Origin of the sequence: Massilia solisilvae, from assembly GCF_024753215.1 — a bacterium.
In the GTDB taxonomy this organism is placed as follows: Bacteria; Pseudomonadota; Gammaproteobacteria; order Burkholderiales; family Burkholderiaceae_D; genus Telluria; species Telluria solisilvae.
In genome coordinates, this window is sequence record NZ_JANUGV010000004.1 from 133,453 (window position 1) to 159,469 (window position 26,017).

At 70.6% G+C, this 26,017-nt stretch carries 21 protein-coding genes; 13 read left to right on the plus strand and 8 right to left on the minus strand.

From position 1 onward, the window contains the following. The first annotated feature begins 27 nt into the window (after nucleotides 1-27). From NX773_RS15645 to NX773_RS15685, 9 genes are all read left to right on the plus strand, one after another. A complete protein-coding gene (locus NX773_RS15645; RefSeq protein ID WP_258857251.1) occupies nucleotides 28-3,141 on the plus strand; it encodes a penicillin-binding transpeptidase domain-containing protein in 3,114 nt (1,037 codons plus the stop codon). A 110-nt stretch (nucleotides 3,142-3,251) separates the two neighbouring features. Further along, nucleotides 3,252-4,487, plus strand: a complete 1,236-nt coding sequence (locus tag NX773_RS15650) for a hypothetical protein (RefSeq protein ID WP_370662259.1) — start codon at nucleotides 3,252-3,254, stop codon at nucleotides 4,485-4,487. A gap of 11 nt (nucleotides 4,488-4,498) precedes the next feature. After that, nucleotides 4,499-5,068 (plus strand): hypothetical protein, encoded by a 570-nt coding sequence (locus NX773_RS15655; protein WP_258857253.1) that lies wholly within the window; start codon nucleotides 4,499-4,501, stop codon nucleotides 5,066-5,068. A gap of 4 nt (nucleotides 5,069-5,072) precedes the next feature. Then, nucleotides 5,073-6,104 carry a hypothetical protein gene (locus NX773_RS15660; protein ID WP_258857254.1) on the plus strand — a complete coding sequence of 344 codons (1,032 nt, stop codon included), beginning with the start codon at nucleotides 5,073-5,075 and terminating at the stop codon, nucleotides 6,102-6,104. Beyond that, nucleotides 6,101-7,096, plus strand: a complete 996-nt coding sequence (locus NX773_RS15665; protein WP_258857255.1) for a hypothetical protein — start codon at nucleotides 6,101-6,103, stop codon at nucleotides 7,094-7,096. Before NX773_RS15660 ends, NX773_RS15665 begins: the two co-directional genes overlap by 4 nt. A gap of 106 nt (nucleotides 7,097-7,202) precedes the next feature. Beyond that, on the plus strand, nucleotides 7,203-9,101 hold the full coding sequence (locus NX773_RS15670; RefSeq protein WP_258857256.1) for a coiled-coil domain-containing protein: 1,899 nt from the start codon (nucleotides 7,203-7,205) through the stop codon (nucleotides 9,099-9,101). 3 nt (nucleotides 9,102-9,104) lie between these two features. After that, the gene (locus NX773_RS15675) at nucleotides 9,105-11,306 is read left to right on the plus strand and encodes an SUMF1/EgtB/PvdO family nonheme iron enzyme (RefSeq protein WP_258857257.1); all 2,202 of its coding nucleotides are present in this window, start codon (nucleotides 9,105-9,107) and stop codon (nucleotides 11,304-11,306) included. 58 nt (nucleotides 11,307-11,364) lie between these two features. Further along, entirely contained in the window at nucleotides 11,365-12,045 is a 681-nt protein-coding gene (locus NX773_RS15680; protein ID WP_258857258.1) for a GNAT family N-acetyltransferase, read from the plus strand. A 63-nt stretch (nucleotides 12,046-12,108) separates the two neighbouring features. Further along, nucleotides 12,109-12,507 (plus strand): OsmC family protein, encoded by a 399-nt coding sequence (locus tag NX773_RS15685; protein ID WP_258821703.1) that lies wholly within the window; start codon nucleotides 12,109-12,111, stop codon nucleotides 12,505-12,507. Between the two features lie 193 nt (nucleotides 12,508-12,700). Here NX773_RS15685 and NX773_RS15690 read toward each other — a convergent pair whose 3' ends face one another. Beyond that, nucleotides 12,701-14,113, minus strand: coding sequence for an FHA domain-containing protein (locus NX773_RS15690; protein WP_258857259.1), 1,413 nt, complete (start codon nucleotides 14,111-14,113; stop codon nucleotides 12,701-12,703). An 83-nt stretch (nucleotides 14,114-14,196) separates the two neighbouring features. Then, the gene (locus NX773_RS15695) at nucleotides 14,197-15,144 is read right to left on the minus strand and encodes a PP2C family protein-serine/threonine phosphatase (protein WP_307728618.1); all 948 of its coding nucleotides are present in this window, start codon (nucleotides 15,142-15,144) and stop codon (nucleotides 14,197-14,199) included. Nucleotides 15,145-15,267: 123 nt separating this feature from the next. Between NX773_RS15695 and NX773_RS15700 the strand changes: the two genes are divergently transcribed. Continuing rightward, nucleotides 15,268-15,729: a GNAT family N-acetyltransferase gene (locus NX773_RS15700; protein ID WP_258857261.1), complete on the plus strand. Its 462-nt coding sequence runs from the start codon at nucleotides 15,268-15,270 to the stop codon at nucleotides 15,727-15,729. A gap of 5 nt (nucleotides 15,730-15,734) precedes the next feature. On the opposite strand, the gene NX773_RS15705 is transcribed toward NX773_RS15700, so the two are convergent. The 5 genes from NX773_RS15705 to NX773_RS15725 all read right to left on the minus strand — a co-directional run bounded on the left by NX773_RS15705 (nucleotide 15,735) and on the right by NX773_RS15725 (nucleotide 21,581). Then, complete coding sequence (locus NX773_RS15705; protein ID WP_258857262.1) at nucleotides 15,735-16,196, minus strand: SH3 domain-containing protein; 462 nt, start codon at nucleotides 16,194-16,196, stop codon at nucleotides 15,735-15,737. Between the two features lie 6 nt (nucleotides 16,197-16,202). Further along, nucleotides 16,203-17,729 (minus strand): RAD23 family protein, encoded by a 1,527-nt coding sequence (locus NX773_RS15710; protein WP_258857263.1) that lies wholly within the window; start codon nucleotides 17,727-17,729, stop codon nucleotides 16,203-16,205. Nucleotides 17,730-17,731: 2 nt separating this feature from the next. Then, nucleotides 17,732-20,044 (minus strand): FtsW/RodA/SpoVE family cell cycle protein, encoded by a 2,313-nt coding sequence (locus NX773_RS15715; protein WP_258857264.1) that lies wholly within the window; start codon nucleotides 20,042-20,044, stop codon nucleotides 17,732-17,734. After that, nucleotides 20,041-21,003, minus strand: coding sequence for a protein kinase domain-containing protein (locus tag NX773_RS15720; RefSeq protein WP_258857265.1), 963 nt, complete (start codon nucleotides 21,001-21,003; stop codon nucleotides 20,041-20,043). The genes NX773_RS15715 and NX773_RS15720 overlap by 4 nt, the downstream gene beginning before the upstream one ends. 119 nt (nucleotides 21,004-21,122) lie before the next feature. Beyond that, nucleotides 21,123-21,581: a glycine zipper domain-containing protein gene (locus NX773_RS15725; RefSeq protein ID WP_258857266.1), complete on the minus strand. Its 459-nt coding sequence runs from the start codon at nucleotides 21,579-21,581 to the stop codon at nucleotides 21,123-21,125. 208 nt (nucleotides 21,582-21,789) lie between these two features. Between NX773_RS15725 and NX773_RS15730 the strand changes: the two genes are divergently transcribed. From NX773_RS15730 to NX773_RS15740, 3 genes are all read left to right on the plus strand, one after another. Then, the gene (locus tag NX773_RS15730) at nucleotides 21,790-22,920 is read left to right on the plus strand and encodes a metallophosphoesterase (protein WP_258857267.1); all 1,131 of its coding nucleotides are present in this window, start codon (nucleotides 21,790-21,792) and stop codon (nucleotides 22,918-22,920) included. A 77-nt stretch (nucleotides 22,921-22,997) separates the two neighbouring features. Beyond that, the gene (locus NX773_RS15735; RefSeq protein ID WP_258857268.1) at nucleotides 22,998-24,449 is read left to right on the plus strand and encodes a M20/M25/M40 family metallo-hydrolase; all 1,452 of its coding nucleotides are present in this window, start codon (nucleotides 22,998-23,000) and stop codon (nucleotides 24,447-24,449) included. A gap of 104 nt (nucleotides 24,450-24,553) precedes the next feature. Further along, on the plus strand, nucleotides 24,554-25,294 hold the full coding sequence (locus tag NX773_RS15740; RefSeq protein ID WP_258857269.1) for a type 1 glutamine amidotransferase domain-containing protein: 741 nt from the start codon (nucleotides 24,554-24,556) through the stop codon (nucleotides 25,292-25,294). Nucleotides 25,295-25,443: 149 nt separating this feature from the next. Here the strand turns inward: NX773_RS15740 and NX773_RS15745 are convergent, their stop codons facing one another. Continuing rightward, nucleotides 25,444-25,815: an Lcl C-terminal domain-containing protein gene (locus NX773_RS15745; RefSeq protein ID WP_258857270.1), complete on the minus strand. Its 372-nt coding sequence runs from the start codon at nucleotides 25,813-25,815 to the stop codon at nucleotides 25,444-25,446. Nucleotides 25,816-26,017: the final 202 nt, after the last annotated feature.

Consider the following 26,017-nt stretch of genomic DNA (forward strand, 5'->3'; position numbering starts at 1 on the left):
GGCGGCAGAGGTGGAGGAGCGCGGGGGATGATCGCGACCGTACTGGATGTGCTGGCGACCAACCGCACCGCGTGGCGCCGCGCGCGCAACCTGAGCACGGCCGCGCGGTCGCGGCAGGCGGTGCGGCGCCCTGGCATCGTCCCCGGCCCACTGGGCTGGGCGGCATTTGCGGGCGTGCTGCTCATCCTGGCGGGCGCCGCGGTGATTGCCTTTCATGCCCGGTTGCTGTGGACGGTCGCGCAGCGCGAGCAGGCGCCGGCCGCGCTGGCATCATTGCGCACGGTGCTGCCTGGTGCGAGTTTTACTGTGCCGGACAAGGCAGGTGTCGTCACCTGGCAGCACGATGGCGCCATGCTGCTGGTCGCCACCGGCATGCAGGCACAGGAACCGCTGCGCATCGACCTGTGCACGCAGGTGCTCGATCTTGCACGCCCGCGCCTGCTGCCGCTACGGATCGGGTTGTCGTTCAATGAGGCGGCCGTGCTTGCGGCACGCAACGAGGCAGCAGGCCGCCCGGCGACCTTGCGCAACATTGTGCTGGCCGACGGACTGCCGCATATCGAGATCGGCGGCCGCGATGCGCGCACAGGACCGTTGACGCTTGGTTGGGAAGGCGCGGCGCGCTGGGTCGGCGATGACGGAGCGGCGGCCCAGGGCAACGCCACGTTCCGCCAGCAGGGCTGGCTGCTGCTCGGCGAGCAGCACGCCCTCCACATCTATCGCCGCAAGAATGCCGCCTGTCCGCAAGCGGGGGAACTCGTGCTGCAGCGTTACCGCCCGGCGGCGCAGCCCGCGACCAGCGCACTGGTCACCGTGTTGCCGTCCAATGGCCCGGTCGTTACGGCCAGGCTGGCGCCCGGGCGCTACAACGTGCCGCACAGCCCCGCGCCGACCGTGGAGGATGGCACGCTGTTTGCCGAGCTGCGTGAACACGGCTTGTTGCGGCTGCGGCCGGACGGCATGGCCGAGCTGGCGCCGCCCGACCTGGCCGCGTGGCGGGCGTTGCCAGCGCGGGCACGCGTTTCCGGGGCCGCGGAGTGGGACGGGCCGCCGCTGGACACCGACGCACGCCGGCTGCTCGACCATCTCTACCACCGCGCGGACGGCGACTACCTGCGTGAGCAGGTCCGCGTGTTCAACAGCGAACGCCGCCTGCTCGCGTGGCGCGCGCGGGCGCTGCCCGGCGGCGCCAGCTGGCTTGCCACGGCCGGCGGCGCGGCGTTGCCCACCAGCGCCTCGTTGCCACCATCAGCCGCCCGCCTGTTCGACCGGCTGCCCGAGGGTTGGGGCCCGTGGAGCAGGGTGGCCGAGCCGGCGCAACGCAACGAGCTCGCGCTTGCGCTGCCAGCAGCCGCCAGCGCCGGTCAGACGTTGGAACTCATGCTGGCCGGCCGCATCGTCAGCGTGCGCGGAGCCAGCGTGCGTTCCCGCGAGGGCGCCTGCACCGGCCGCGCGTGCCCGGCCGCCGACTCGGTACAAAAAGTGGTGCTGGATCTCGAGCCGGGCGCGCGTATCGTCACGCTGGTCGCTTCCCCGGTCGACGCGGCTGGACTGGCCGAGGCGCGTTACCGGCACCTTGATGTCGTCGGCGGACAGCTCGCATGGCGCGCACTGCCGCCGCCCCAGACATCGGTGCACGAGGCCAGTACCAACGTGACGCTGGCCGACCGCAACGGCGTGGCGCTGTGGACGGGCGGCGAGCCCTCGGCCCGCGCCGCGCAGGCAGGCATGGCGCCGCTCCTCGGCATTCGGCCGGGGCACGTGAACAGCGTCGCCGGCATGCTTGCGCGCCTGCCCGCCGCAAGCGGTGAACACAGTGCGCGCCTGACGCTTGACGTGGACGTGCAGGTGGCGGCCCAGTCGGCGCTGGAATGCATCGGCATGCGGCGCGGTGCGTGGAACGGGCGCGCCTGCCACGGCGGCAAAGCCATCCCATCGGGGCGGCAGGCGGGCCTGGTGCTGCTCGATACCGAGACGGGCGAGATCCTGGCGGCCGCAGGCGCGGGCATGGCGCGCGTCGATGCCGCCAACTGGGACGAGGTGCGCAACTTCGACGCGGCCGATCCCGCAGCCAGCCCGCTGCGCCTGCCGGCCCTGCAGCACGACGGCGGCAGGGACCGCAGCCCCGGCTCGACCTTCAAGATCGTCAGCGCGCTCGGGCTGGAACTGGCCGCGCAGCGCGATGCCCGGCTCGACGCGGTGCTGGGCGGTCTGCCGCTCGACTCACTGGACGAGTTGGCGCGCGCGAAGGGCTTCGCTTTCCGCACCGCCTCGGCCACCTATCCCGCGCAAACGAGGCGTGCGCACATCACCAATTTCCGCGACCAGGGCCTGGCGCGGCGCGCGCAGGACGGGAAGCTTGGCCTGGAACAGGCGCTCACCTACAGCCTCAACACCTGGTTCGCCTGGAGCGCGGAGCTGAGCGACCCCACGCTGTTCGGCAAGCCGGAAGGAGGCTTGCCCGACCTGCAGGCGCTCGACGCCGGCGCGCTGCGTGCCGTGCGGCCGATCCTCGACATGGCATGGCGCCTCGGCTTCGGGCAAGCGCTGCACCTTGACGGCGGCCTCCTGCCGGTTGGCTACCGCTGGTCCGACTGGGACGCGCTGCAGACCACCCCCGCCGGCATCGACCCGGTCCGCTCGCGCCACGAACTGCGTCAGATGGCGATCGGGTTGCGCATGCAGGCCACGCCGCTGCAGATGGCGGTGGCTGCCGGCGCAGTCGGGCAGGGGGCAACCATCGTCCCGCGTCTGCTGGCGGAACTGGACGGCCATGCCGCAAGCGCTGCGCCCGGACAGCCGTTGGGCGTAAGGCTTGACCGTATTCGCGCTGGCATGAAGGGCGTGATCGATCGCGGCACCGGCGCGGGTGCGTTCAGGGACGCCCGGTTCGACCGCCTGCGGCCCGGCCTGTATGGCAAGACCGGCACCGCGCCGACCGGCGAGCGCGACGCCGATGGGCGCGAGCTGGCCACGGTCTGGTTCACCGGCTGGCTGGAGCCGGGCAGCATGCCGGGACAGCGGCACCGGCTCGCTTTCGCCACCTTCGTCAGCCGCTCCGAGGCCACCGGCGGCGAGCATGCGGCCCCCATCGTGGCGGCGCTGCTGGAGGCGCTGGGCCGGCGCACACCGGCGCACTGAACAGCGCGCCTTGCTCTTGCGTTGTATGGCAATATTTTGTCGAGTTCGCCATCGACGAGGAAGGTATGCGGTTGCCGGGAACCCGATATCAGGAGCCTGGTTGGGAACAGGTGCGCAAGCTGCTGGGGCAGTGCTCCCTGCACGCGCTGGTGCGCTGCGATTGCGCTCGCCTGGTCCAGCCGGGCGCCGAATACGACACCATGGGCGAGTATCTCGACCTGTGCGGCGACGCGCTGCGCGCCTGCGCAGGCAGCGCGCGCGCGCAGGCGGCCGGCAACAGCTACGGCGATACGGTGCTGGAGCTGGCCCTGAGCCTGCTGTACGAGCTGCAGGCGCGGCCCGGCGACTGGGCCGGCTTTTGCGCGGCAATCTCCGGGGAGTACCGCCGCCTTGGCCCGTTCTGGCTGGGCGCCGGCGCCGACGGGCTGCTGCGCAAGAAGATCAACGACATGTACGCGCTCCTGCGCGACAAGGTGGACTCCGACAATTACCAGGTCGCCTGTGGCCGGCCTTGCAGCCCGAACCGCATGTACGCGTTCCGCATGCTCGACACCGCGCGCGGCGAAATCGCCCGCCTGCTCGACGGCTGGCGCGAACACCGGGAGCAGGTTGGCGCCATCCTCGGCCGGGCCGTCGAGGCCGAGCCCATCGAGGCGCGCCAGCTGCGCCAGGGCGGCGCGTGCAGGGCCGAATGGGTGCTGCGCTGGAGCGAGTCGCTGGAACGCTTCAACGGCAACCCCGGTCCACTGCACACGCGCTCCAAGCGCTTTGCCAGCCTCAAGACCAGTCCCGCAAAGATTGACGCCATGCTGCGCGAGATCGCCGAGTACGAGCACATCTCGGCCAACCGCGACCAGGACTGGCGGCTTGATGCCGACCAGGCAGCCGGCTGGCTGGACGACTATTGGCGGGTGCTGGCCGAGTCGCACGAGCTGGCCACGCCGGGGCCAGACCAGATCCTGCAGGCGCTGGAGGACGAGCTGGACCAGGTTGAACCCGAGCCGCCCGAAGATGGCGCCGGACCGCCCGAGCGCGACGAGCCAATCGGTACGTTGCCGGCCCCGGTTTTCCTGTCCCCCCGCTTTGTCGACGTAGCGCTGAACGCCCGCGGCGCCGGGGCGTGGGCCGAGCGCGCGCTGGCGCGCGATTCGATGCCGGTGCGGCTGGCGGTGTACCTGAAGCTGCTGGGGCCTTTCGACGACAGCTATCCATCGGAATGGCTCGATCCGGCCACGGGTGAACTGCCGACGATGCACCAGCTGGCCCTGCTGGCGCGGATATCGCTGCCCACGCTGCGCAAGCGGCGCGACGCGGCGATCGAACGGCTGGTCTCGGCGCGCCGATGAGGGAAGAGGACATGAAGAGAACCGATGAACTGGACCGCAAGCTGCAGGAGAGACTGAGCACCGGCCGCCGGATCGAGGGTGACCGCCTGATGCTGCCGGACGCAGTCTTGCGCGCCGCGCTGGAAGGCACGCGCGCGCTGACGGCAAACGAACGGGCAGCGCTACAGGCGTCGCCGCTGACGGTGCGCCGACTGCGCGAGCTTGCCATCGCCCGCCGCGCGGGCAGCAAGGCGGTCAACGACGATGCATGGTTCGGCAGCGGCGGCATGCTGCGCGCCGCCGACGCCAGCGTGCTGACGCGGCTGGCCACCGACGACGGCCACTGGATCCTGCACTTTTCGCAGGAGGAGGATGGCTGGCACATCTGCCTGCAACTGCTGGCCCGCGCGCCATTCACCGCGCGCCTGCTGCGCGAACGCCCGGTGCTGAGCGTGACCGATGGCGCCGGCGCCGTTCTGTTCAGGGGGCGCCTGGACGCCGACGGCGAGTGCGAAGGCTTGTGGACCGCACCACACCCGCCGGCACAGCACTTCCAACAGCATGGCGCTCGTTTTGCCGTGCGCCCGGAACCGCTGGCCTGAGATCATGTTCGGCCTGCTCAAGCGCGCTGCCGTGCACGTGCCCGGGCCGGGCAGCGGCTTTGTGGCCGTTCGCGCCACGGGCCGCGTGGCCGTCGCGCATGGCTGCGGCGCGGTCATCGTGGATGGCGCCGGCCGCACGCGGCGGCAGGCCGGGGCAGGGCGCGTCGCCGCCGCCGAGGGTGAGGTGGCATGGTTGTACCACCCCGGGCCCTACCAGGCCGACCTGACCCCGTTCGCGGCCGCGCCCGAGATCGGGCTGCGCGTTGACTTTGCGGTGGATAGTCCCGACCCGCGCTTGCGGCAGCAGCGTTTCGACCTGTACCTGGCAAGCGAAGCGGCCGAGCGCGTCGAGCTGGCCGCCTTGGCTGGTGCGATGGAATCGGCGCTGCAGGCCGAACTGGCACGGGGCCACCTTGAGTTGCCGCCCTGTGCCACGCTGGACGAGTGGAACGCCTTTCGCGCCGGCTTCAACCAGCTGATGTACACGCGCTTTGGCGTGAGCGTGGACGACTGCGTGCCGGTGGACCTTGCTGCGTCGCGCGACTATGGCCGCATGCTGGCCGAGCGCGAAACAGCTGCCGTGGCGCCGAACAGCGCCGCTGTCGAAGTAGTGGCGGAGCAGGCCTTTGACGCAGCCGCTACCGACGCACGCGTGCTGCGGCGCTTGTTCCTCGAGCTTCCCTGGCTGATGGGCGAGCTGCGCCAGGCCCCGCTGCCGACCGGGCCGGGCGAGTATGTGCGGCAGCGCGTGCTGCTGCATCGGCTCGACCTGGCCAGCCTGTGCGCCGCCACCATGCCCGCGCTGGAGCTGGCCGGCCCGGGCCAGCCGCTCGCCGCAATCGAACAGATGCGCCGCGCGCGCCACAGCCAGCAGGCTGCGCACGCGCTTGACGAGGCGTGGGCGCTGCTGGCGCGCACGGAGCGTGCAGATGCGCATTCGGCCGACACCCGGCTCGACGAACTGGACCGCATCGTAGCCAATCTCGAATACCACTGTACCGGCAGGCGAGCCGTCCGGGCGGGAGCGCCGGCATGAGCGCGCTGCATACCGCCGAATGCCGTACCATCCTGGCCGACGGCAGCATCGCAACGCTGACCGCAACGCGCCGCCCGCGCGAAGGCCGCGCCGACGTCAAGTGCAGCGCGCCGCGGCCTGACCTGGCCGAGCGCATGCAGCAGGTGGTTCGTCTCGCGCGCCATACCGAGGTGCGCTTCGACAGCCGCGACCAGGTGATGATCAGCATCGACCGCTCGCCGGGGCCGCAGGAACGCGACTGGGAGCTTGCCGCCGTGCTGGCTGACCGGATGGTGCGCGGGCTGCTGCCTGCGCGTGCGCTGCTTGCGAATGGCTGGTCCGATGCGTGGCACCTGGGCCGCGTCGGCGGCCATGGCCTGCGCGAGGCCGCGGCCGACGTGCTGCTGGGCGGCCCGGACGGGCTGCCACACCTGGGGGCGCTGGCCGGGCATCCGGATCCGTCTGCGCGCGTGTCGAGCGCGCGCGCGTGGTTCCCCCTGCACAGCGGCGGCGCGAACGACAGCCTGGGCTGGGTCGAGGTGAATCTGGTGCCGGCCGAGGTGGCGGCCGAGGACGAGGAAGCGGCGATCGCCGTGCCCACCCTGGACCTGTCCGGCCAGCAGGCGGTGCGTGCGGTCTTGCTGGGCGCGCGCCACTTCGACGGGCGGGTGGGGCGCGGCTGGCGCACCACAGTCCGCTTTTCGCCGGCGCGATTCGAGGGCAATTCGTATGAACTGGCGCTGGTGATGGCCGACCGCATCGCGCGCGGGCGCGAGTTCGTGCCGCGCGGGCGCATTCTCGCGTCGGGTTGTTCGAGCAGCTGGCATGCCGGCGCGGTGGAAGCGGTGCAGGCCGTGGCCGAGAAGTGCGCACTGCTGGCGAACGAGGCCGCGCCGGGCGACCGCGTGCTGCTTCCCCGCGCCTGCGAACGGCGCATCCCGGCCGGTTTCGGCGACCGGTTGCGCGAGCGCGGCGCCAGTTTCGCGTGCGTGGAGCGGATCGGCATCATCTGAGCCGCACGCTTGGCGAAAATCCAATGCGCATGGCCGCGTCCGCTGCTAAAATGCAAACTTGCAATAAAAATTTGTTAATACCTTGTCCGGTCGCCAGGAGATGACCATGTTCCAGATGTTCGGATTCGGCGGGGCTGCCTGCCCGCGCTGCGAGCGCAAGAACGCGGCCAGCGACGGTTACTGCGCGGGCTGCGGCCTGACGCTGGGCGCGCCGAGGAACGCGCCCGTGCTGCGTGAGAACCGCTGGATCGCCGGTCCCGACGAACTGGCGGTGTTCTTTGGCGTGCGCGAGCTCTCCGGTATTTTCGTCAAGACCTTGCGCGTCCCGGCCACTGCGCGCGCCTACATCCTGCAGGGCGACAAGGCGACCGAGGTGCCGCAAGGCGAGTACGAAATCGAAGGTTTCTTCACGCGCCTGAACCACCTGCTGCGCGACCAGCATGCCGAGATCCTCGTCACCCGCAGCGGCGCGCTGCCGGTGGAGTTTTCGTTCGACGACCTGGCCAGTTGCGAGCAGCTGCCGTTGTCGGCACGCTTTACCGTGAGCCTTCAAATCGGGAACGTGCCCGCGTTCGCGCGCCACTTCATGACCATGCCCGGCACCATCGGTGTGGCCGAGCTGCGCGAGCTGCTGCGCGCGCCGGTGCGCCAGTTCGCGCTTGAATTTGTCGGTGCGCGCGCCATGCGCGACATGGCGGCCAACACGGCGCTGCGCGCGCAGCTCGACGAACGGCTGCAAGGCGCGCTCGGGCTGCTGCTGGCGCAGTACGGCCTGGCCGCGGTGCGCGTGGATACGCTCGAACTGCGACACGACAAACATGACGCCAACCGCGAGCGCGCGGGAAGCCTGTGGCTGGCGGCAAGCGAACGCCAGGCCGGGCTCGAACACGCGCGCCAGCTCGACGAACTGTACGACGCCGAGGAATGGCAGAGGATACGCCGGGATGAGCAGCAGGTCCGGCTGCGCCAACGCCGCGCCGAACTGACGCTGGACGAGGCCGAACAGGCGCAGGCGCGCCGCGCGCGCGAGATTGCGCTTTACGGGCAGGTGGCCGAGTCCGAGTCGCGCAAGCAGGCAATCGAGCGCGGCGCCGGCGATGTGCTGGCCGAACTGGAGCACGACCTGGCCAGGAAGGGCGCGCACCGGGCGGGCGAAGCGGACGGCTGGGCCCATGTGCGCGTGCTGGCGCAGTTGCGCATGCGGGCCGAGCTCGCCCTTGCGCAGCAGGATGCGCTGCAGGCGCGCCAGCTGGCGCAGCAGCGGTTTTCGCACCAGCTGCTGCAGCAGCAGATCAGGAACAAGATCGAGCAGGCATTGGCGATCGAGGACGCCGGGCGCCAGCGCGCCGAGCTGGCCCGCCTGCGCGAGGCCGAGGCGCTCGCGGCGCGCCGCGCACGCGAACTGGACGACGAGGAGCATGCCGCCCGCCGCCAGGCGCTGGTTTTGGCGAACACCGCGCGCCAGCGCGAGGCCGAGCGGGCGCTGGAGTGGCAGGAAGCGGTGGCGCAAGGCCGCCAGCGCGAGCTGCAGCGCGCCGAATCGTTGCATGACGAGGCCACGCGCCAGAAGGTCGAGGCACTGCGCCGCGCCGGCGACGATGCCGATGCGCTGGCCCGTCACGAGCGCCTGCTGCGCACCATCGAGGCTGACGCCCGGCACGAGCGCGCGGTCCAGCAGGTCAGGCTCGACGCCGATGAGCAGCGCCACGCGCAGGCAATCGAGCTGGCCCGCTTTGAGCTCCAGCGCGCCGAGTCGTTCGGGCGGCTCGACGACGCGGCCAAGCTGGCGCTTGCGCCGGACGCCAACGCCGTGCCGCTCGCCGACTTCCTCAAAACCCGGGTGCACGCCACCATGCGCGCGGACCAGCTTGCGGCCTTGTCCGGCGTGGTCGCGGCGGCGCACGGCGCGCCGGTGCTGCCCATGGCGCGCCGCTGCGCCCATGGTCACGCCGCCCGCGATGGCGACGTGTTCTGCGCCGCTTGCGGCGCTGCCCTGGTCGGATAAGCCATGCACAGCGCCATCCAGAAAATCCGCGAGCTGCGCACGCTGTACGAGGACGGCCTGCTCGGCAAGGACGAGTTCGACCGCCGCAAGGACGCGGTGCTCGATACCGCCTACCACGACGAGCGCGCACGGGCCTCTTCGCAACAGGCGGAAGGCACGGAGCTTGGCCTGATGGCGGGCCAGGAACTCGGCCCGCCGGCGCGGCGCTACCGGCTGGTGCGGCAGGTCGCGCGCGGCGGCATGGCCGAAGTGTGGCAGGCGCTCGACCTGGCGACCGAGGCGCAGATCGGCCATGGCGCCGAGGTCGCGCTGAAGATCCTGCCGCCGCACCGCGCGCACGCCACGCACGAGGCGCGGCTGCTGATGGAGGAAGCGATCCGGGCGCGGCGCCTGGCGCACCAGCATGTGGTGCGCGTGTACGACTGGTCGCACGATTCGGCCACCGGCTGCGCCTTCGTGATCATGGAGTGCCTGGATGGCGAGGACCTGGACGGCGTGCTTGCGCGCGATGGGCGCATGCCGCTGGAACGCGCGCTGGCGCTGTTGGCGCCGGTCGGCGAGGCGCTCGACTATGCGTGGGAGCGCCATTCGCTGGTGCACCGCGACCTCAAGCCCGCCAATCTGTTCCTGGGGCGCGACGGCACCGTCAAGCTGCTCGACTTCGGCATTGCCGGCGGCGCGCTGCAGGCCAGCGCGCCCGCCAGCTCGGGCACCGCGCCGTACCGCGCGCCGGAAGCCGGCGACCTGCAGCTGGCGCCGGATCGTGCGCTGGACGTGCACGCCGCTGCGGTGCTGCTGTTTCGCATGGTGGAGGGCGCGCTCCCGTTCGACCGCAACCGTCGCCCTGCGGCGCGTCCGGCGGTGCTGGCGGGCGCCGCGCTGGAAGTGGTGCAGGCCGGCTTTGCGGCCGAGCCGTCGCTGCGCCCGCCCAGCGTCACCGACCTGCTGCGGCGCCTGCGCCGCGCCACCGCCCAGCAGGTTGCCGCCTCCGCGCTGGCGGCCGAAACCATGGCGCGGCAGCAGCTTGCGGTGGAGAGCGCGCCGGCGGTCGCCATTCCGGCCGCGCCGCCGGCTGCCAGCGTGCAGGAGCAGCGCCGCGAGCAGGAACGCCGGGCCCGCGCCAGCGCCGAGGCCGAGCGCGAAGCGCGCAAGGAAGCGCTGCGCCGGCGCTTGCGCGAACACCTCGCGCATGAAGCGCAAGAGCGCGACCGCATCCAGCAGAACGCGCAGCGGCGCCCCAGCCACGCCGCGCCGCTGTCCCCGGTGGCCGAACAGATGATGAATTCGCGCCTGGCGTACGCCGCCACCGCCGCCACGCCGGCGCCCGGTCCGGCCGTGACCGAGGCGCCGCGCCCGGTCCACCAGGGCGCGGCCACGCAAGCCGCGCGCGGACGGCTGCGCGACCGATTCCTGGACGGCAGCAGCGAGGGGCCCGAGCTGGTGGTGCTTGCGCCCGGCCGCTTCCTGATGGGCTCGACCGAAGAGGAGCGCCACGCCGCGCTGGAGCTTGGCGCCCGCAAGGCCTGGGTCGAGCGCGAGGCGCCGCGCCACTGGGTGTCGATCGCGCGGCCGCTGGCAATGGCGCGCAATCCGGTCACGGTCGGGCAGTGGCGCCAGTTCGTGCTCGGCACGCGCTGGAAGGGCGGCGGCGATGTGAACTGGGCCGCGCCCGGCTTCCTGCAAAACGACGAACACCCGGTGGTCGGCGTGAGCTGGCAGGACGCGCAGCTGTATGTGCGTTGGCTGTCGGCGCGCACCGGCAAGCGCTACCGGTTGCCAAGCGAGGCCGAATGGGAGTTCGCATGCCGCGCGGGGAGCGCGACGCCGTTCGCGTTCGGCGCCGACATCGGTCCAGACCAGGCCAACTACGACGCCCGCTTCGCGTGGAGCGGCAGCGCGCGCGGGGCGCCGCGCCGTGGCACCACGCCGGCAGGCAGCTATCCGCCCAATGCGTGGGGCCTGTGCGACATGCACGGCAACGTGTGGGAGTGGGTGCAGGACGTGATGCACGACTCCTACGAAGGCGCGCCCGCCGACGGCAGCGCGTGGGAAGCGGGCGGGGACCAGGACCGGCGCGTGCTGCGTGGCGGTTCGTGGCTGTACCACCCGCGCTACCTGCGCTCGGCGGTGCGCAACGGCTTCGCGGCGCGGCTGTCGAACGACAAGGTGGGCTTTCGCGTGGTGCGCGAGGTCGAGCAGGCCTGAACGATGCCGCCGGCTGGCCGCCATGCTAAAGTGGCCGTTTCGGCATCCTGCACTGTCCATGCACGACCTTCTCGATAACATCTTCTGGCAGTCCCTGAGCGGCCCGCACGCCCGCTACGCCACCGGCACCAGCAACGCGCGTCGGTACGCGCCCGGCTTTTCGCCCATCGTCGGCTTCCCCGATCCCCAGCAACCGGACTTTGCGGCACTGCGCCCGTTCTGCGAACCCGGCGAGCATTTCTACTGCGACGCCTGGACCGGCCCGGCGCCGGACGGCTGGCGCATCGAGGCCGAGTCCACCATGTTGCGCATGGTGTGGGACGGCGTGGCGCCAGTGCGCGACCGCGCGCCGGATGCAGTGCCGCTGGGGCCGCGCCATGCGGTGCAGGCGCTGGAGCTGGCCAGGCTCACGCGGCCCGGTCCGTTTGGCCCGCGCACCATCGAACTGGGCGACTACTTCGGCTACTTCGACGACGCCGGCAAGCTGGTCGCCATGGCCGGCGAGCGCATGGCCGCTGCCGGGCTGCGCGAGATCAGCGGTGTGTGCACCCGTCCCGACCAGCGTGGGCGCCGGCTGGCGGGCAGGCTCATGGAAAAGCTGGTGCTGCGCCAGCTCGCGCGCGGCGAAACACCGTTCCTTCACGTGATGCGCGCGAACACCGTGGCGCATGACCTTTACCTGCGCATGGGTTTTCGCGACTACTGCGAGACGGTGGTGCGCATCGTGACACCTGCCTGAAGCTGGCCAGGGAGCACCGAACGGGTGTACAGTCAGGCCAACCAGAACAGAAGGAGCCTTTCCATGAGCATCATCGTCCGCCGTGACACTGCCTACCCGATGCGCCACACCGTGCTGGTGCGCGACCACGAACTGCTCGTGGACGGAACCATCGAGGAAGGCGGCGACGACGCCGGTCCCAACCCGCACGACCTGTACGACGCCGCGCTCGGCGCCTGCAAGGCGATCACCCTGGTGTGGTACGCAAAGCGCAAGGGCATTGCGCTCGAAGAGGTCGAGGTGATCATCGACCGCGACGCCAGCGGCGAGCGGCAGGGTGTGTACAAGCTCGACACCGCGTTGCGGCTGGGCGGCGACCTGACCGATGCCCAGCGCGAGGAACTGCTGGCGGTGGCCGGCAAATGCCCGGTGCACAAGCTCATGACGCGCGTCACCACCGAAATCACCACGCGTCTCGCCTGAGCCTGCTGTCGGGGTAACGGGCGTGGGCAGCGCCCGGGTTTGCGCTAAGCTTCGCTGCGAGACATCGTTTGGTGCCGACCAGTGAGGCTGCCATGAAAATTCCCGATCACCTGCGGATCCCCGTGCTCGTGTTTTCGCTGCAAGCGATTCTCCTGGCAGGCTGTGCGATGATCTTCCTGGTGCTGTTGCCGCCTTAGGCCGGTGACAGCATGGGGCCGCGCCGGCGGTCGCTGACACGCGCACGTACGCTCCAGGTTTCCGGATAAGGTCCGCCGGCAAAGCGTGCGCGCGCCGGCATGCACGCCAGCCGTTCCAGGACGGTGGCCGGTTCCAGTGGCGAGTCGACGCCGGTGCCAGGGTCGCGGTGCCAGAATCCGCCCGCGCGGTGGAACACGGGCGGCAGGCCGGGCCGCGCCGGCCCCGGCTCGCTCCCCGGCACCACCAGCCAGAAGCTTTCCGCCAGCGCGCCGCCATCCACACGCGCCAGCACCAGCGCATGCGGCAGCAAGGCCGCCACCTGTAGCTCCACGATGCCGCGTACGCTTGCCGTCATGTCGATCCGCATGCCCTCGCGCAGCGGCACCTGGCGCCCCTTGCCGGGCCATTCGCCATCGATCAGCAGGCCGAAGCGCGACACGTCTTCGATCGTGAATCCGCCGCCCGCGGCGCGGATCGTCGCGTGGTGTGCGGAGAGCCGGCGCGTGAGCTCGTCACGCCGCACGCCGGCGGCGGGGTGATGCGCGAGCAGCACCGTTGCGGCCGGTGCCAGCGGGTCGAAGCGGCCCAGCGTCCATTCGGTGGCCGCGAACAGGCGCAGGCGGCGCGGCATGCCTGGCGTGGGCTGCGGGCAAACGATGCTGGCGGCGTCGGCCGGATACGGATGCGGCGCGCCGGCATCGGCCAGGCCGATCTCGACCAGTTCCTCGTCCCACGCAATGGTCGGCAGGCCCAGCTGGATGGGACCGGGCGTGGCGGCGTCCAGTTCCAGCCGGGCGATGCCGGCGTTGCGCGCAGTCACGTCGATGTCCACCGTGCCGCTGGCGGTGTGCGCGTTCACGCGTGCGATCGATGATTCGTCCGCAAACACGCGCACGTTCTTGTGGCTGGACAGGAAGGCCTGGTGAATCTCGGACAGCGTGGCATCGGCGCGCGGCACCAGCACCACCAGCGAGCACACCCAGCTGCGGCTGGACGCGCCGGCGCGTCCGTGCAGCTCGACCTCGATACGGTGCTGGCCGTGTTCGATGCCGCGTGACGAGAACTCGATGAAGGCCGGGCACCAGTTGCCATCGGCTGCGCGCGCCAGCGATTGCTGCTGTGGGCAGTACAGATGCAGCGCCGACTTGAGCAGCATGGTCAAGCGCGGTGGACAGTCGCCAGGCATGCCGCGCAGGTCGAGCTTGATGGCCTGCCGGCCACCGGCGGCGCGCGGATCGAAGCCGCTCACGTGCAGGCGTGGTGGCCGCGCCAACGCGCTGTTGGGCTGGCGCTCGGCCAATGGCGCGGCCTGTGGCGCCGGCTGCGGATGGCCGTGCGCGCAGGTGTCCGCGCCTGGCATCACCCAGACTGTGCAGTGCGGATGGTCGGGATCACGGCAAAGGTTCATGTCGGCAAAGCGGTTGTCGGAACGGCAAGCGTACCGGCTTTTGCTCAGCCGTGGCGCGCGGATCGGGTGATTTCCCAATGGAATCAATGGCCTGGCAACACGGTCTCGTCCGGTGCGGCCAGCGGCCGCAGCACAAGCGCGGTCAGGTTGTCGGGATACAAGCCGGGCGGCGGATGCGTCTCCATTTCTCGGAACAGGGCATCGACCATGGCGGCGGCGCTGGTGCAAGGCTGCAGCAGCGCCGGCCAGCGCGCGACCCAGTGGTTGGCGCCGGCGCAAGACCAGAAGCCGTCGGTGGCCAGCAGGTAGGCGGCACCGGGCCGCAGGGCGATGGCTCGGCGGTCGTGCAGCGGCGCCAGCCATGGCGGCAGCTCGCGCGCGGCCAGCTCGTGCAGCGGGTCGGCCAGCACGGCCGGGTTGTCGAAGGAATTACCGAGGATGAAGGCCTGCGCGATCACCGGCCGATGCTCGCCATGCACCTGCTGCCACCACGCGCGTTCGTCGAGCAGGCCCGCCATGGCGACGGCCGTTGCTGGCACGTGGTCGATGGTGAGCACGCTGGCGTGGTCGCCGGCGATTTCGTACAGGCGCGAGTCGCCCACGTGGTACAGCAGCGCCGGCCCGTGCGGCGGCAGTTCGAGCAGGGTGAGCGTGGTGCCCGGGCGCAGCGGCGAATGGGCGACGCGCGCGAAATGGTGCTGCAGGCGCGTGTGCAGCGCGTCCAGGTGCCGCGACAGTTCAGTGACGGTCGAGCATGGCGGCACGGCCAGCAAGCCGGTTGCGACGGCCTCGGCGGCTTCGCGTCCGTGGACATGGCCACCCATCCCGTCCAGCACCGCCACGCGCGCGTGGCCCCCGGTCCAGCCAGGAACCGGCTGGCGGCGTGGCCGCTGGTCCATCAGGAAGGCGGCCATGCCGTGCGGATCGATCATCAGGTAGTTGTCCTGGTTTTCCGGGCGGCGCAGTTCGCCGGCGCCAGCGCTGCTGCGCGCGGCAACGTCGAACCGGGGGCCAAAATCGAGCGGGGCCATTGTCATCTTCGGTCAACCATCGGTGTCACTGTACGCCGGTCGGGAAAGCGGCGCTGCGGGTTTCCAATTTGCAAACTGATGTGCTAAGTTTGTCGTCACGACAGGACTCCCTGGAACCACCCGATGCTGATACGACCACTGGAAGATGCCGACATCCCGGCGGTTGCGCGCCTGTTTCGCGCGGCGGCGCTGGAATTCATCGTGCACGAATCGCCGCCCGAGGGCGCGGCCAACTTCCTGCGCGAGAACGACGAAGAAGGCTTGCGCGGCTTCGTCCGGCAGGGGCACGTCTATCACGTGGCGCTGGCGGACGGCGAGCTTGCGGGCTTCGTCGCGGTGCGCGAGCTCACGCACCTGTTCCACCTGTTCGTGGACAAGCGCTGGCACGGCCAGGGCGTGGCACGGCGCCTGTGGGAGGTCGCGCGGCGCGCAGCGCTCGATGCCGGCAACCCCGGCTTCTTCACCGTCAATTCGTCCAACCATGCGCTGCCGGTGTATGCAGCCTGGGGCTTTGTGCCGACTGCGGAGCGGCAGTTCACCAAGGGCCTGTACTACACGCCGATGCGGCTCGAGCCGGTGGCCTAGCCGCTTCACTTGCGCGACTCGTCGGCACGGCGCAGCCACAAGCTGCTGGCCCAGCCGCGCACGTCGCGGCCGTCGATGGCTGCACTGATCTCCCACCAGTCGCCGGCACGGTTGCCGGTTGCCGTCACGAGCGCTCCGGCCGGGACCACGCCCAGGCGGCGCGCGCCGACGCTGCGTGAGCTGCGCAGGTTCAGGTGGTCGTAGGTGCGGTACTCGCGGCCTGCCACCGGCGCGTCGGCGGCGAGCGGCGCTGGCCTGGCCAGCGGGGCCGCCATGGCTGGCGCAGCGGGCAGCACCAGCCAGGTCAGCGCGCTGCCGATGCCAAGCGTGCCGATTGCCAGCACCGCCAGCGCGCGCGCATTGGCGCGGCGCCACCAGCTCGCGGGCGTGAAATGGGCCGCCAGCACCAGCGTCGCAACCAGTGCGGCGGCATACGCGGCGACGGTCAGGAGCGTCGTGCTGGACATGGCACATTACGCCTCGAAGCGCAGCACGTAGTGGCCGGCGACCAGGTGGTGGCCCGGCGGCAGCAGGTACGGCGGCTCGGCGCTGGCCTGTTCGATCGCGCAAACGAAGCGCAGCTCGTCGTCGAGGTGGTAGAGCGCCTGGGTCGCGGACAGGCGGCCGATGTGGTAGCCGTCCTCCACCGCTTCGAAGCTGAACGCATTGCGCGACAGGCCAAGGCGGTCGGCGCTGGCCGGCTCCAGCCCCGGTGCGCGGCGCAGGCAGGCGGGCGAATCGAGCACGCGCAGGGCCGCCAGCATCGGCGCGCTGCGGCCAAACACGAAGCGCGCGCCCCCGGTGATCCCCTGGACCGGCCCGCGCGGCAGGCAGAGCAGGGCGCTATAGCGCTCGGCCATCTGCGGCGGCGGCGCGAGCAGGCGCACCGCGTCGCTGTCGGCAGGCGTAAAGCTGGCGGGCAGCACAACCTGCTGGCGTCCCGCCGCCGTGATGGCGTGGACCTGGTCGGTTTCGTCCACCGCAAAGCGGATCAGCGCATCTTTGCCGGCGACGGGCGCGAGCGCGCGATCCAGTCCCAGCTCCAGCGCCACCGCGCCTGTTTCGCGGTAGCGCGACAGGCGCGGCAGGGCCAGCGCGGCGAGGCAGACGCGCTGGCGTGCCACTGGGGCGTAGGTGGCGTCGCTCTCCGGCGGCGCGGACCGGGCCTGCCGCTGCGCCGGCAGCGCGGTCTGTTCGGGCTGCGCGCGTGGCTTCCACACGGCGGGCGCCTTGGCCGGCTCGCATGCAGGGCGCGGCGGCGCCACCGGCGCCTGCAGCGGCGCGCTGCGCTGGATTTTCAGGAGCAGCCGGGCGCCGCCGGCGCTGCCGTGCGGCCGGATGGTGTAGCAGGCTGTCGCGGCGTCGAACTGGCAATCGAACGCATCCTTTGGCCGCACCTGCACTTCCAGGGGCGTGTCCGGGCCGTCGTTGACCAGCAGGACAGCGCCGTCCGGGCCGAACGGCCAGTCGGGTACCGGGTAGGTCGCGCCGCGCCCGTCCAGGCCCAGCAGCACCAGGCGCTGGTTGGGGTACACGGGGCCAACCTGCTTCCACACCACGCTGTCGCGCGAAGCGCTGACCGTGTAAAGCAGCTGTTCGCCCGGCGAGGGCAGGTACACGGCGTGGCCGAACTTGACCTGCACCTCGCCCGGCGCCAGCTCGTGCGCGCCGACCACGTGGTAGCGCACGTCGTCGTTGCCGAGCAGGTCGCCGAAATCCTTCTGGTGCAGCGCCGCCAGCGACTGCGCCAGGTCGCGCACGCGGGCGCCACGCGTGAGGTGGCGATCGTCGTCCACCTCTTCCTGCGGCAGCAGCAGCGTCACGTGCGAAAAGCAGCGCGTGGCTGCGCGGCCGCGGTGTTCGCGCGGCGAACGTTCGAGCAGGTCGCGCAGCAGCGGGCGGCGCGAAAACAGCGACAGGCCTTGCGCCTGCCAAATCGCCTCGGCATTGAACACGTCATTGACCTTGCCCAGGGCTTCATGTTGGACGTACACGGGCATCTTCAGCTCCTATCGGGGTTGGTTCGCGCTGCACCGAACGCTAGCAGGGGGCAGATGAAAAGCAGCAGGTGCGAGCCGCCTGCCGACAGGAAGCTCATCGGCTGCCCCATCACCGGGAAGATCGCGAGGTTGGTGCCCCACGAGAGTAAAAAATGGCCGAACAGGAAGGCGGCGCCGCCGCACAGTGCAAAGCAGCGAAAGCGCGCGAACCACGCCTGCCGGAAGTCGCGCGCGACCGCCGCGGCGAGCCAGGCGCAGACCGCCTCGCGCAGCAGCGCCGTGAGCAGCAGCGCCTGCAGCAGCCACAACGCCAGCGCGGCGAGCAGGCCGTGGCGGTTCAAAAAAAAGGACGGCGCAAAATCGTCCTGGACTGCGGGCACCCGCATCACCGCGCCCGCGCCCTGACCCAGGGTGGCCAGGCCCAGCAGGTGGTCGGCGCCAAGCCAGCCGCCATCGGCAATGGCTTGCGCGCCCAGCAGCAGCTGGCGTCCGGTATGGGGATGGGCCACGGGATCGAGCCAGACCTGGAAGCGGTCGGCATAAAAGCCGAGGCGGTCGGCTTCGGCGGCGCCGGCGGTGCGCAGCGCGCCCACGCCGAGCACCGCTGCACAGGCCACGCCTGCAAGCGCGATGCCGACGGCGCGCTGGCGCGCCGCAAACGCCCAGGCGAGCGCCGTCGCGTTGGCCCAGGCCAGCAGCAGGACCAGTGGCGAGTAGTCGTCGACCTGCACGAGGGCGACCGCCAGCAATGCGACGAACAGCGCCGCTGGCGTGAGCAGGCGCAGGCAGCGCAGCAGCGCACCGGCGGACGCGCCGTCGCGGTCGAAGGCCAGCGCAAGGCAATAGGCCGCCAGCGCGGCCAGCGCGAGCTTGGCGAACTCCACCGGCTGGATATCGAAGACGCCTGTCTCGCTACCCACGGCCACCTGCAGCGCGAGGGCCAGCAGCGCAAGCGCGGCGGCGCCCAACAGCACTGCTTCGAAGCGTTGGCGCGGCACGATGCGGCCCCACGGCGCGATGGCAATCCGGAAGCCAGCGCCCAGCCCAAGCGCGGCCAGCGCGGCGGTCTTCTGGAAGTGGCGCAGCCACGAGGATTCCATCGCACCGAGCCCGAGCTCGAGCTGGGACAGCAGCCCGATTGCCAGCAGCAGCACGCCGGCGGCGGCTACCGCGTTGAAACGGCGTGGCGCGAGCAGCGCGTACCAGAGCGCGGACCAGGCCAGCAATAGCGAGATGCCAACGCCTGGCGCCGCGCCGAGCCGCTGCGCTGCCAGGGCCGCGAGCCCGGTGCAGGCGATGGCGGGGCCGGCGGCGCCAAGCGCGAATGCCTCCAGGCGCCGGCCAGGCAGGGGCTTGGATGCGTGTAGCAGTCCGGCCGCAACGGACAGCAGCAATATCAGCGCCGCTGCGGCGGCAAGCGACCAGCGCTCGGGTAGGTGCACCATCCACGGGTCGCGCCGCTGCCAGGTCCAGCGCACGTTGGGCGGCAGGCGCACCTCGGCTTGGGCAAACAGCGCAACGTGGCTCGTCGGCCGCAGTGACAGCACGTCCGCCGTGGCCAGGATGGCAAAGTGTGTGCGACCGGCGGTGATGGCCGTCGCGTCCTTGAGCGGGGCTTCGAGCCGGGCAAGGTCCTGCGGACCGTCCGGCGTGACGATGGCCAGCGCGGCAGCGACGTTGGTCGCGAGCAGCGGGCCGTCGCGGCCGATGCGGATCGACGCGCTTGCGGGCTGTGTTCCGGCGACCCCGATCTTCGGGCCGCAGTACAGGTTCCCCCCCAGCTGGAGTGGCTGCGGGATCAGCGCGAACGCGGGCGCGTGGCGGTTCCAGGCCGCGACCAGGCGTTGCGAATGGCGGGCGTCCGGGCAGCCCGGCTGCGGCACGCCGTCGCGGCTGACCGTGCCGCCGTCGTAGCGCCATCGATGTGCGCCGTCGCCGAGCGTGATTGCGCGTGCGTCCGCGCGGTCGATGGTGAAGCGTTGCATGCCCAACTGGAAGCGCTGGCCCGGCGCAAGGACGATCGCGCCGCTGCGGCTGTCGGTGCCGTCGCGGCGCAGCGTGAACGGGCGCGCGCCGGTGGCGTCGCGCACCCACCAGTCGCCATGGACATCACGGCGCAGGCCAAGCTGGGCGGCGTCGGCAGACGGCGCTGCAAGCTCCTGGCGGCCGAGCGTGACCGACTCACCCGGCCGCAGGCTGATGTCCACCCGCGATGGCAACCAGTAAGCGGGCGCACGCAGCACGCAGGCCAGCTGCACCAGGCACAGCAGGGCCAGCGAGACCGCACACACGCCGATGGGTCCGATGCGCTTCATGCCGCGCGCCTCCAGCGCCGCGGGCTGCGCGCGCGTACGTCTTGCACGGCGCGACTGATGTCGAGGGCGTGGCGCGGACGCTGTTCGCGTTGCGGCGCAAGCAGGCGCCGCAACAGTGCCAGCGCCGCCTGGGCAGCGCCGGGCGTGTCGTCGTCCACGGCTTCGGCGAAGCGCGCGGCTTCGTCGCGGGTCAGCGTCGGTGGCAGCTTGCCGACGGCCGAGCACAGCGAACGTGGCCCATGCGCGCTGCCGTGCAAGCGGAATGCTTCGGCACAAGCGCTGCAGAAGGAAAGCGCTTCGCCGCCGGTGACGAGGTAGTGGAACAGCGCGCCCAGCGCAAAGTAATCGGTGCGGCAGTCAGTGTCGTAGCGGCCTTGCGCGTCAGGGAAAAACTGCTCCGGGGCCTGCCACCGGGGCGTGCCGGAATACGCGTGGGCAGCGACGGAGGCACGCTGGCTGGTGCCGAAGTCTGTCAGCTTCAGGTTGCCGGCGGCGTCGAGCAGCAGGTTCGCCGGCTTCAGGTCCAGGTAGCGCCAGCCGTGCTGGTGGACGGTGGCAAGCGCATGGTTCACTTGCGCGATCCAGTCGAGGATGCAGGAAAAGGGCAGGGGAGCGGCGCGCGCGAGGTGCTGCGCCAGGTCGCACTGCATCAGTTCCAGCGCGAATGCGGGCAGGTCGTCGTGGCTGCCGCTGTCGAGCATGCGCACGATATGACGCTGGTCCCACGGCCTGAGCGAGGCGAGGAATGCGATCTCGGCGTGCGCGCTGCGGATCCAGCAGTCGCGCTGGCCGCGCCCGGCGCCGTCCATGCGCGCGCGGTTGACCAGCTTCAGGGCGACGTCGCCAACATGTCCGGGGCCTTGCGCGCGCCACAGCAGCCCGTAGGCGGAGCCGGCCAGCGGCGCGCACAGGCGGTAAGCCCCGGCGCGCAGGGTGATGATGGTTCCTGGTTCGTACATGCTTGCCGCTAGCGGAGGGCAGGGGAAAGCCTGCGCTAGCGGTGGGCAGCTGCGCTGCCCACGCGTTCGATCAGCCGAAAAAAAACCGCGCAGGTCGCGCGGCTTCGTTCATGTTCTGCTTACCAGCCGTGGTGCCGGCCATGGCCGTGGTGGTAGTAGCCGCGGCCACCTTCGATGACGACCGCCGGCTGCTGATAGTACACCGGACGCGGCGCCTCGTAGTACACCGGGCGCGGCGCTTCGTAGTACACCGGGGCCGGCTCGACGTACACCGGGCGCTCTTCCACATACACCGGCCGCGATTCCACGTACGCCGGCGCCGGCTGGTAGTAGCTGACCGAGCCGTAGGCGCGATTGTCGCGGTAGTAGCGGTCGTCACGGGTCGGCAGCGAGCTGCCCACCGCCGCGCCGAGCACGCCGCCGACGATCGCGCCGTCGCGCCCGCCGGCACCGTGGCCAATGGCCGCCCCCAGCGCCGCACCCACCACCGTATTCACTCCGCGATCGTCAGCCATCGCCGTGGTGGACACGGCGGCCGCGGCCAGGAGCACCGCACCAAAGCATTTCTTGTTCAACATGGCCATTTCCTCTTGCCCTACGGAGGATCAGGATGATCGCAGTTACGCCGGGGCATGGAGAGACTATAGCGCGCCGCTTTGGCGACGCCATCTGTTCATACACAATCTTACAAATGCGCAGCTGATTGCAACATGCTCGCCGTTCCCCCTTGCACTTTCGGGCGCAGCCCCCCATCTGGCACACGTCCGCTTTGCACACAGAAATTCCATGCGCCGTTCGCCGTTTCCGTTTTTTGCATTACTTGTACTGTTGCACGTTTATATCGGTGCGCGCCTGCTGCCCGCGATCGAGCCGGGGCTCATCGGTGGTGCAGTCGGCGTGCTGCTGCTGGCCGCCTCCAGCGTGCTGGTGCCGGTGGGCCTGGGCGCGCCGCGCCTGAAGCGCCGGCGCTGGTCTGAGCCGCTGACCTGGGCGGCGCTCATTGCCATGGGCTATTTCTCGTCGCTGCTGGTGCTCACGCTGCTGCGCGATGTGGTGCTGGCGGTGCTCGGCCTCGCCGGGCGGCTGACACCGCTGGTCGTGCACGACAGCGCGGTGGCGGTGCCCTTGACCGCGCTCGCGGTGACGCTGGTCGGCTTCGTCAACGCGCGCCGCGTTGCGCACGTGGTCCGGGTGGATGTGCCGATCGCTGGCCTGCCGCCGTCGCTGCACGGCTACTCGATCGTGCAGATTTCCGACATCCACGTTGGCCCCACCATCAAGCGGCCGTATCTGAACGCCATCGTCAACCGCGTCAACGCGCTCAAGGCCGACGCGATCGCGATCACCGGCGACCTGGTGGACGGCAGCGTGCGCCGCCTGGCGCTGCACACCGAGCCGCTCAAGCGCCTGTCCGCGCGCGACGGCGCGTTCTTCGTGACCGGCAACCACGAGTACTATTCGGGCGCCGAGGAATGGATCGTGGAGATGCGCCGGCTCGGCCTGACGGTTCTCATCAACGAACACGTCGTGCGCGAGCGCGACGGCGCCGGGGTGATGATCGCGGGCGTGGCGGACTTCACCGCCCACCATTTCAATCCGGCCCACAAGAGCGATCCGCTGGCTGCGGCGGCCGGCGCGCCGGAGCACGTGCAGGTGCGCATCCTGCTCGCCCACCAGCCGCGCAGCGCCGAGGCGGCGGCCGGCGCTGGCTATCACCTGCAGCTGTCCGGCCACACGCACGGTGGCCAATTCTTCCCGTGGAACCTGTTCGTGCCGCTGCAGCAGCCGTTTGTGGCGGGCCTGAACCGGGTGCGCGACATGTGGGTGTACACCAGCCGCGGGACCGGATACTGGGGACCGCCGAAACGTTTCGGCGCACCGTCCGAAATCACCCTGGTGCGGCTGGTCGCGGCTTGAAAATCTGTACATACAGCAAAGTTGTCAAAGATGCGTTATCGTGAGCGCTTTGCAACTTTCTGAAGGACAGACTCGCAATGAACCGCCGCCCCTGCCGTCTCCCCGCCCTGACCATCCTGGCCGCCTCGCTGCTGGCCGGCGCCGCGCATGCCGCCACGCCGGGCAACGATCCGGCCGCGCTCGCCAAGATCCGCGACACGGTGATGCAGAGCAACTACGCCTACGAGCGCCTGGCCGACCTGACCGACCTGATCGGCCCGCGCCTGTCCGGCTCGACGGGCGCGGCGGCGGCGGTGCAGCAGGTGGCGGATGAGCTGAAGAAACTTGGCGCCAAGGTGACGCTGCAGCCGGTCAAGGTTCCGCACTGGGTGCGCGGCGAGGAGAAGGGCGAGCTGGTCGGCTACAGCGGCCGGCCCGACGGCGTCAGCCAGCGCATCGTGCTGACCGCGCTGGGCGGCTCCGGCGCAACGCCGGCGGGCGGCATCACCGCTCCGGTGCTGGTGGTGCACAATTTCGACGAGCTCAAGGCATACAAGCCGGCCGACGTGAAGGGCAAGATCGTGCTGTTCGACGTGCCGTTCGACCAGCTGATGGCCGACCGCGGCCTGGCCGGCAACGCCTACGGCCAGGCGGTGGCCTACCGTGGCGCCGGCCCTCGCATGGCGGCGCAGATGGGCGCGGCGGCGGCGCTGGTACGTGCCGTTGGCGGCGCGGCCTACCGTATCCCGCACACCGGCGCGACCCAGCTGCCGGCCGATGTCAAACTGCCGGCCGCCGCCGTGTCGATCGAAGACTCGATGCTGATGGACCGCCTGTCCAGGCGCGGCCCGGTCACCATGCACCTGACCCTGACCCCGCAAACGCTGCCGGACGCCGACAGCTACAACGTGATCGCCGACTGGGCCGGCAGCGAAAAGCCGGACGAGATCGTGATCGTGTCCGGCCACCTCGATTCGTGGGACCTGGGCACCGGCGCCAATGACGACGCCTCGGGCGTGACCAGCGCGATGCAGGTGATCCACACGCTCAAGCAACTCGACTTCCGTCCCAAGCGCACGATCCGCGTGATTGCCTGGATGAACGAGGAAAACGGCCAGCGCGGCGCCAGCGCCTACAACGAATCGGTCAAGGCCACCGCCGAGAAGCACATCGCCGCCTACGAGGATGACGGCGGCTCGGGCCGCCCGTTCGGCGTCAAGGCCAGTGTGCCGCTGGCCAATGTGAAGATGTTCGCACCGCTGCAGCAGGCCCTGCTGCCGCTGGGCGCCGGCGTGTTCCATCGTGAGGACGTGATCGGTTCCGGCGACCTCTTTGGCCTGGAGCGCATGGGCGTGCCGACGTTCGAACCGGTGATCGACTCGTCGGACTACTTCAACTACCACCACACCCCGGCTGACACCTTCGACAAGGTGAACCCGGACAACCTGCGCCGCCACGCGGCCGTGATGGCGACCACCGCCTGGTTCATCGCCAACGCCGACGCGCCGATCGGCCGCGCCGCTGTACCGGCCGAGACCGGCCGCCACTGATCCGCAGCCACCGATCGTCGGCCGCCTGGTTCCCGCGCCCCAGCCGCGCGGGAACCAAGGCCCGTGCATGGACTCTCTCAGGGCATCACCGCTCAACGGAGGACATGATGAAACAGAAACTGGCTGGACAACGCATTGCCGTGCTGGCCGCGGACGGCGTCGAGCAGGCTGAACTGACGGTGCCGCTGGCCGCGCTCCGCGCCGCCGGTGCCGAGGTCGAGATCATCTCGCTGCACGATGGCAGCATCCGCGGGGTGAACATGGACGCACCGGGCGACAGCTTCGAGGTGGACCGCACGGTGCACGAAGCGCGGGCGCGCGACTACGACGGCCTGTTCATTCCCGGCGGCTTCATCAATCCCGACTTCCTGCGCCAGTCTTCGGCCGCGCGCGATTTCGTGCGCGATTTCGACCACCAGCAAAAGCCGATCGCCACGCTGTGCCATGGTCCGTGGCTGCTCGCATCGAGCGGGCTGGCCAGCGGGCGCGCGCTGACATCGTGGCCGGGTGTGCGCGACGATATGGTCAACGCTGGTGCAACCTGGCTCGACCAGGAAGTGGTGCGCGACGGTAACCTGCTGACCAGCCGCGGCCCGCAGGACCTGGTGCCGTTTATTCGCGAGATGCTCCAGCTGTATGCCGGCGGGCCACCGAGCAATGGCGCGCTGCGCCGGCGCCATTCCGACCCGCAGCGCGAGGCGCCATCGTCGTTTGCAATGGCGGCCGCGCACCTGGCGCCGCGCATGTCGGCCGGCACCATGATTGGCCTGGCGCTGATTGGCGCGGGCATGCTCGCGTCAGGCCGCGGCAACCGGATGGGCGCGCAGCAGGCGGCCTCGCGCTAGGCGCGTTCCGTATCGTAGGGTGGGCAGGTTTTCTGCCCACGCGTTTAGCGAACGGCGCCGATCACGGCTGTCAGTGTTAACCGTCGGCGGTCGGTGCAATGCGGTTGGACGCGTGGGCAAGGGACTTGCCCACCCTACGGATTTCGCCCTTAGCCGATCTGGATCCGCCGCACGGCCCGCGCATTGCCGCGAAACGGCCGCCCGTACACGGTCTGGATTCCACTGGCAAAGTTCTGCCCCCAGACCAGCTGGACCCGCGTTTCGTGCTGCTCGCTGGACCAGTACCAGCCGCGGTCGAACTGTTCGCGCAGGTTCGCAAACAGCAGGGCCAGTTCGCGCCGGGTCGGCAAGCTGCCGCCTTGCGACGCGGCCCACTCCTGCGCGGCCGGCCAGCTGACGTCGCTCGCGCCGCCCGGCAACAGCACCAGGTGGTGGTCGGGCTCGCCCTGCCGGCCAAGGATGAGCCCGGCATATAGTTCGCCCTCCTTCAGTCTCTCTTTTACTTCTGCGTGATTGCCCATCGGGGTGTCCTTTTTCGCGTCATCGGTGGCAGCTAACTATGACTGCGGATCGCACCGCTTAGTTGCCGGGTCTGCCGCGATCTACCTCATCCAAGTGTTTGATTTCTTAAAGGAAAATGGCCTTACGCATTTGTTACGCATAAAAAATTTTTTGAAGAAAACGTTGAACTTGGGAAGTTTCCACCCCTCAAAGGTACTCATT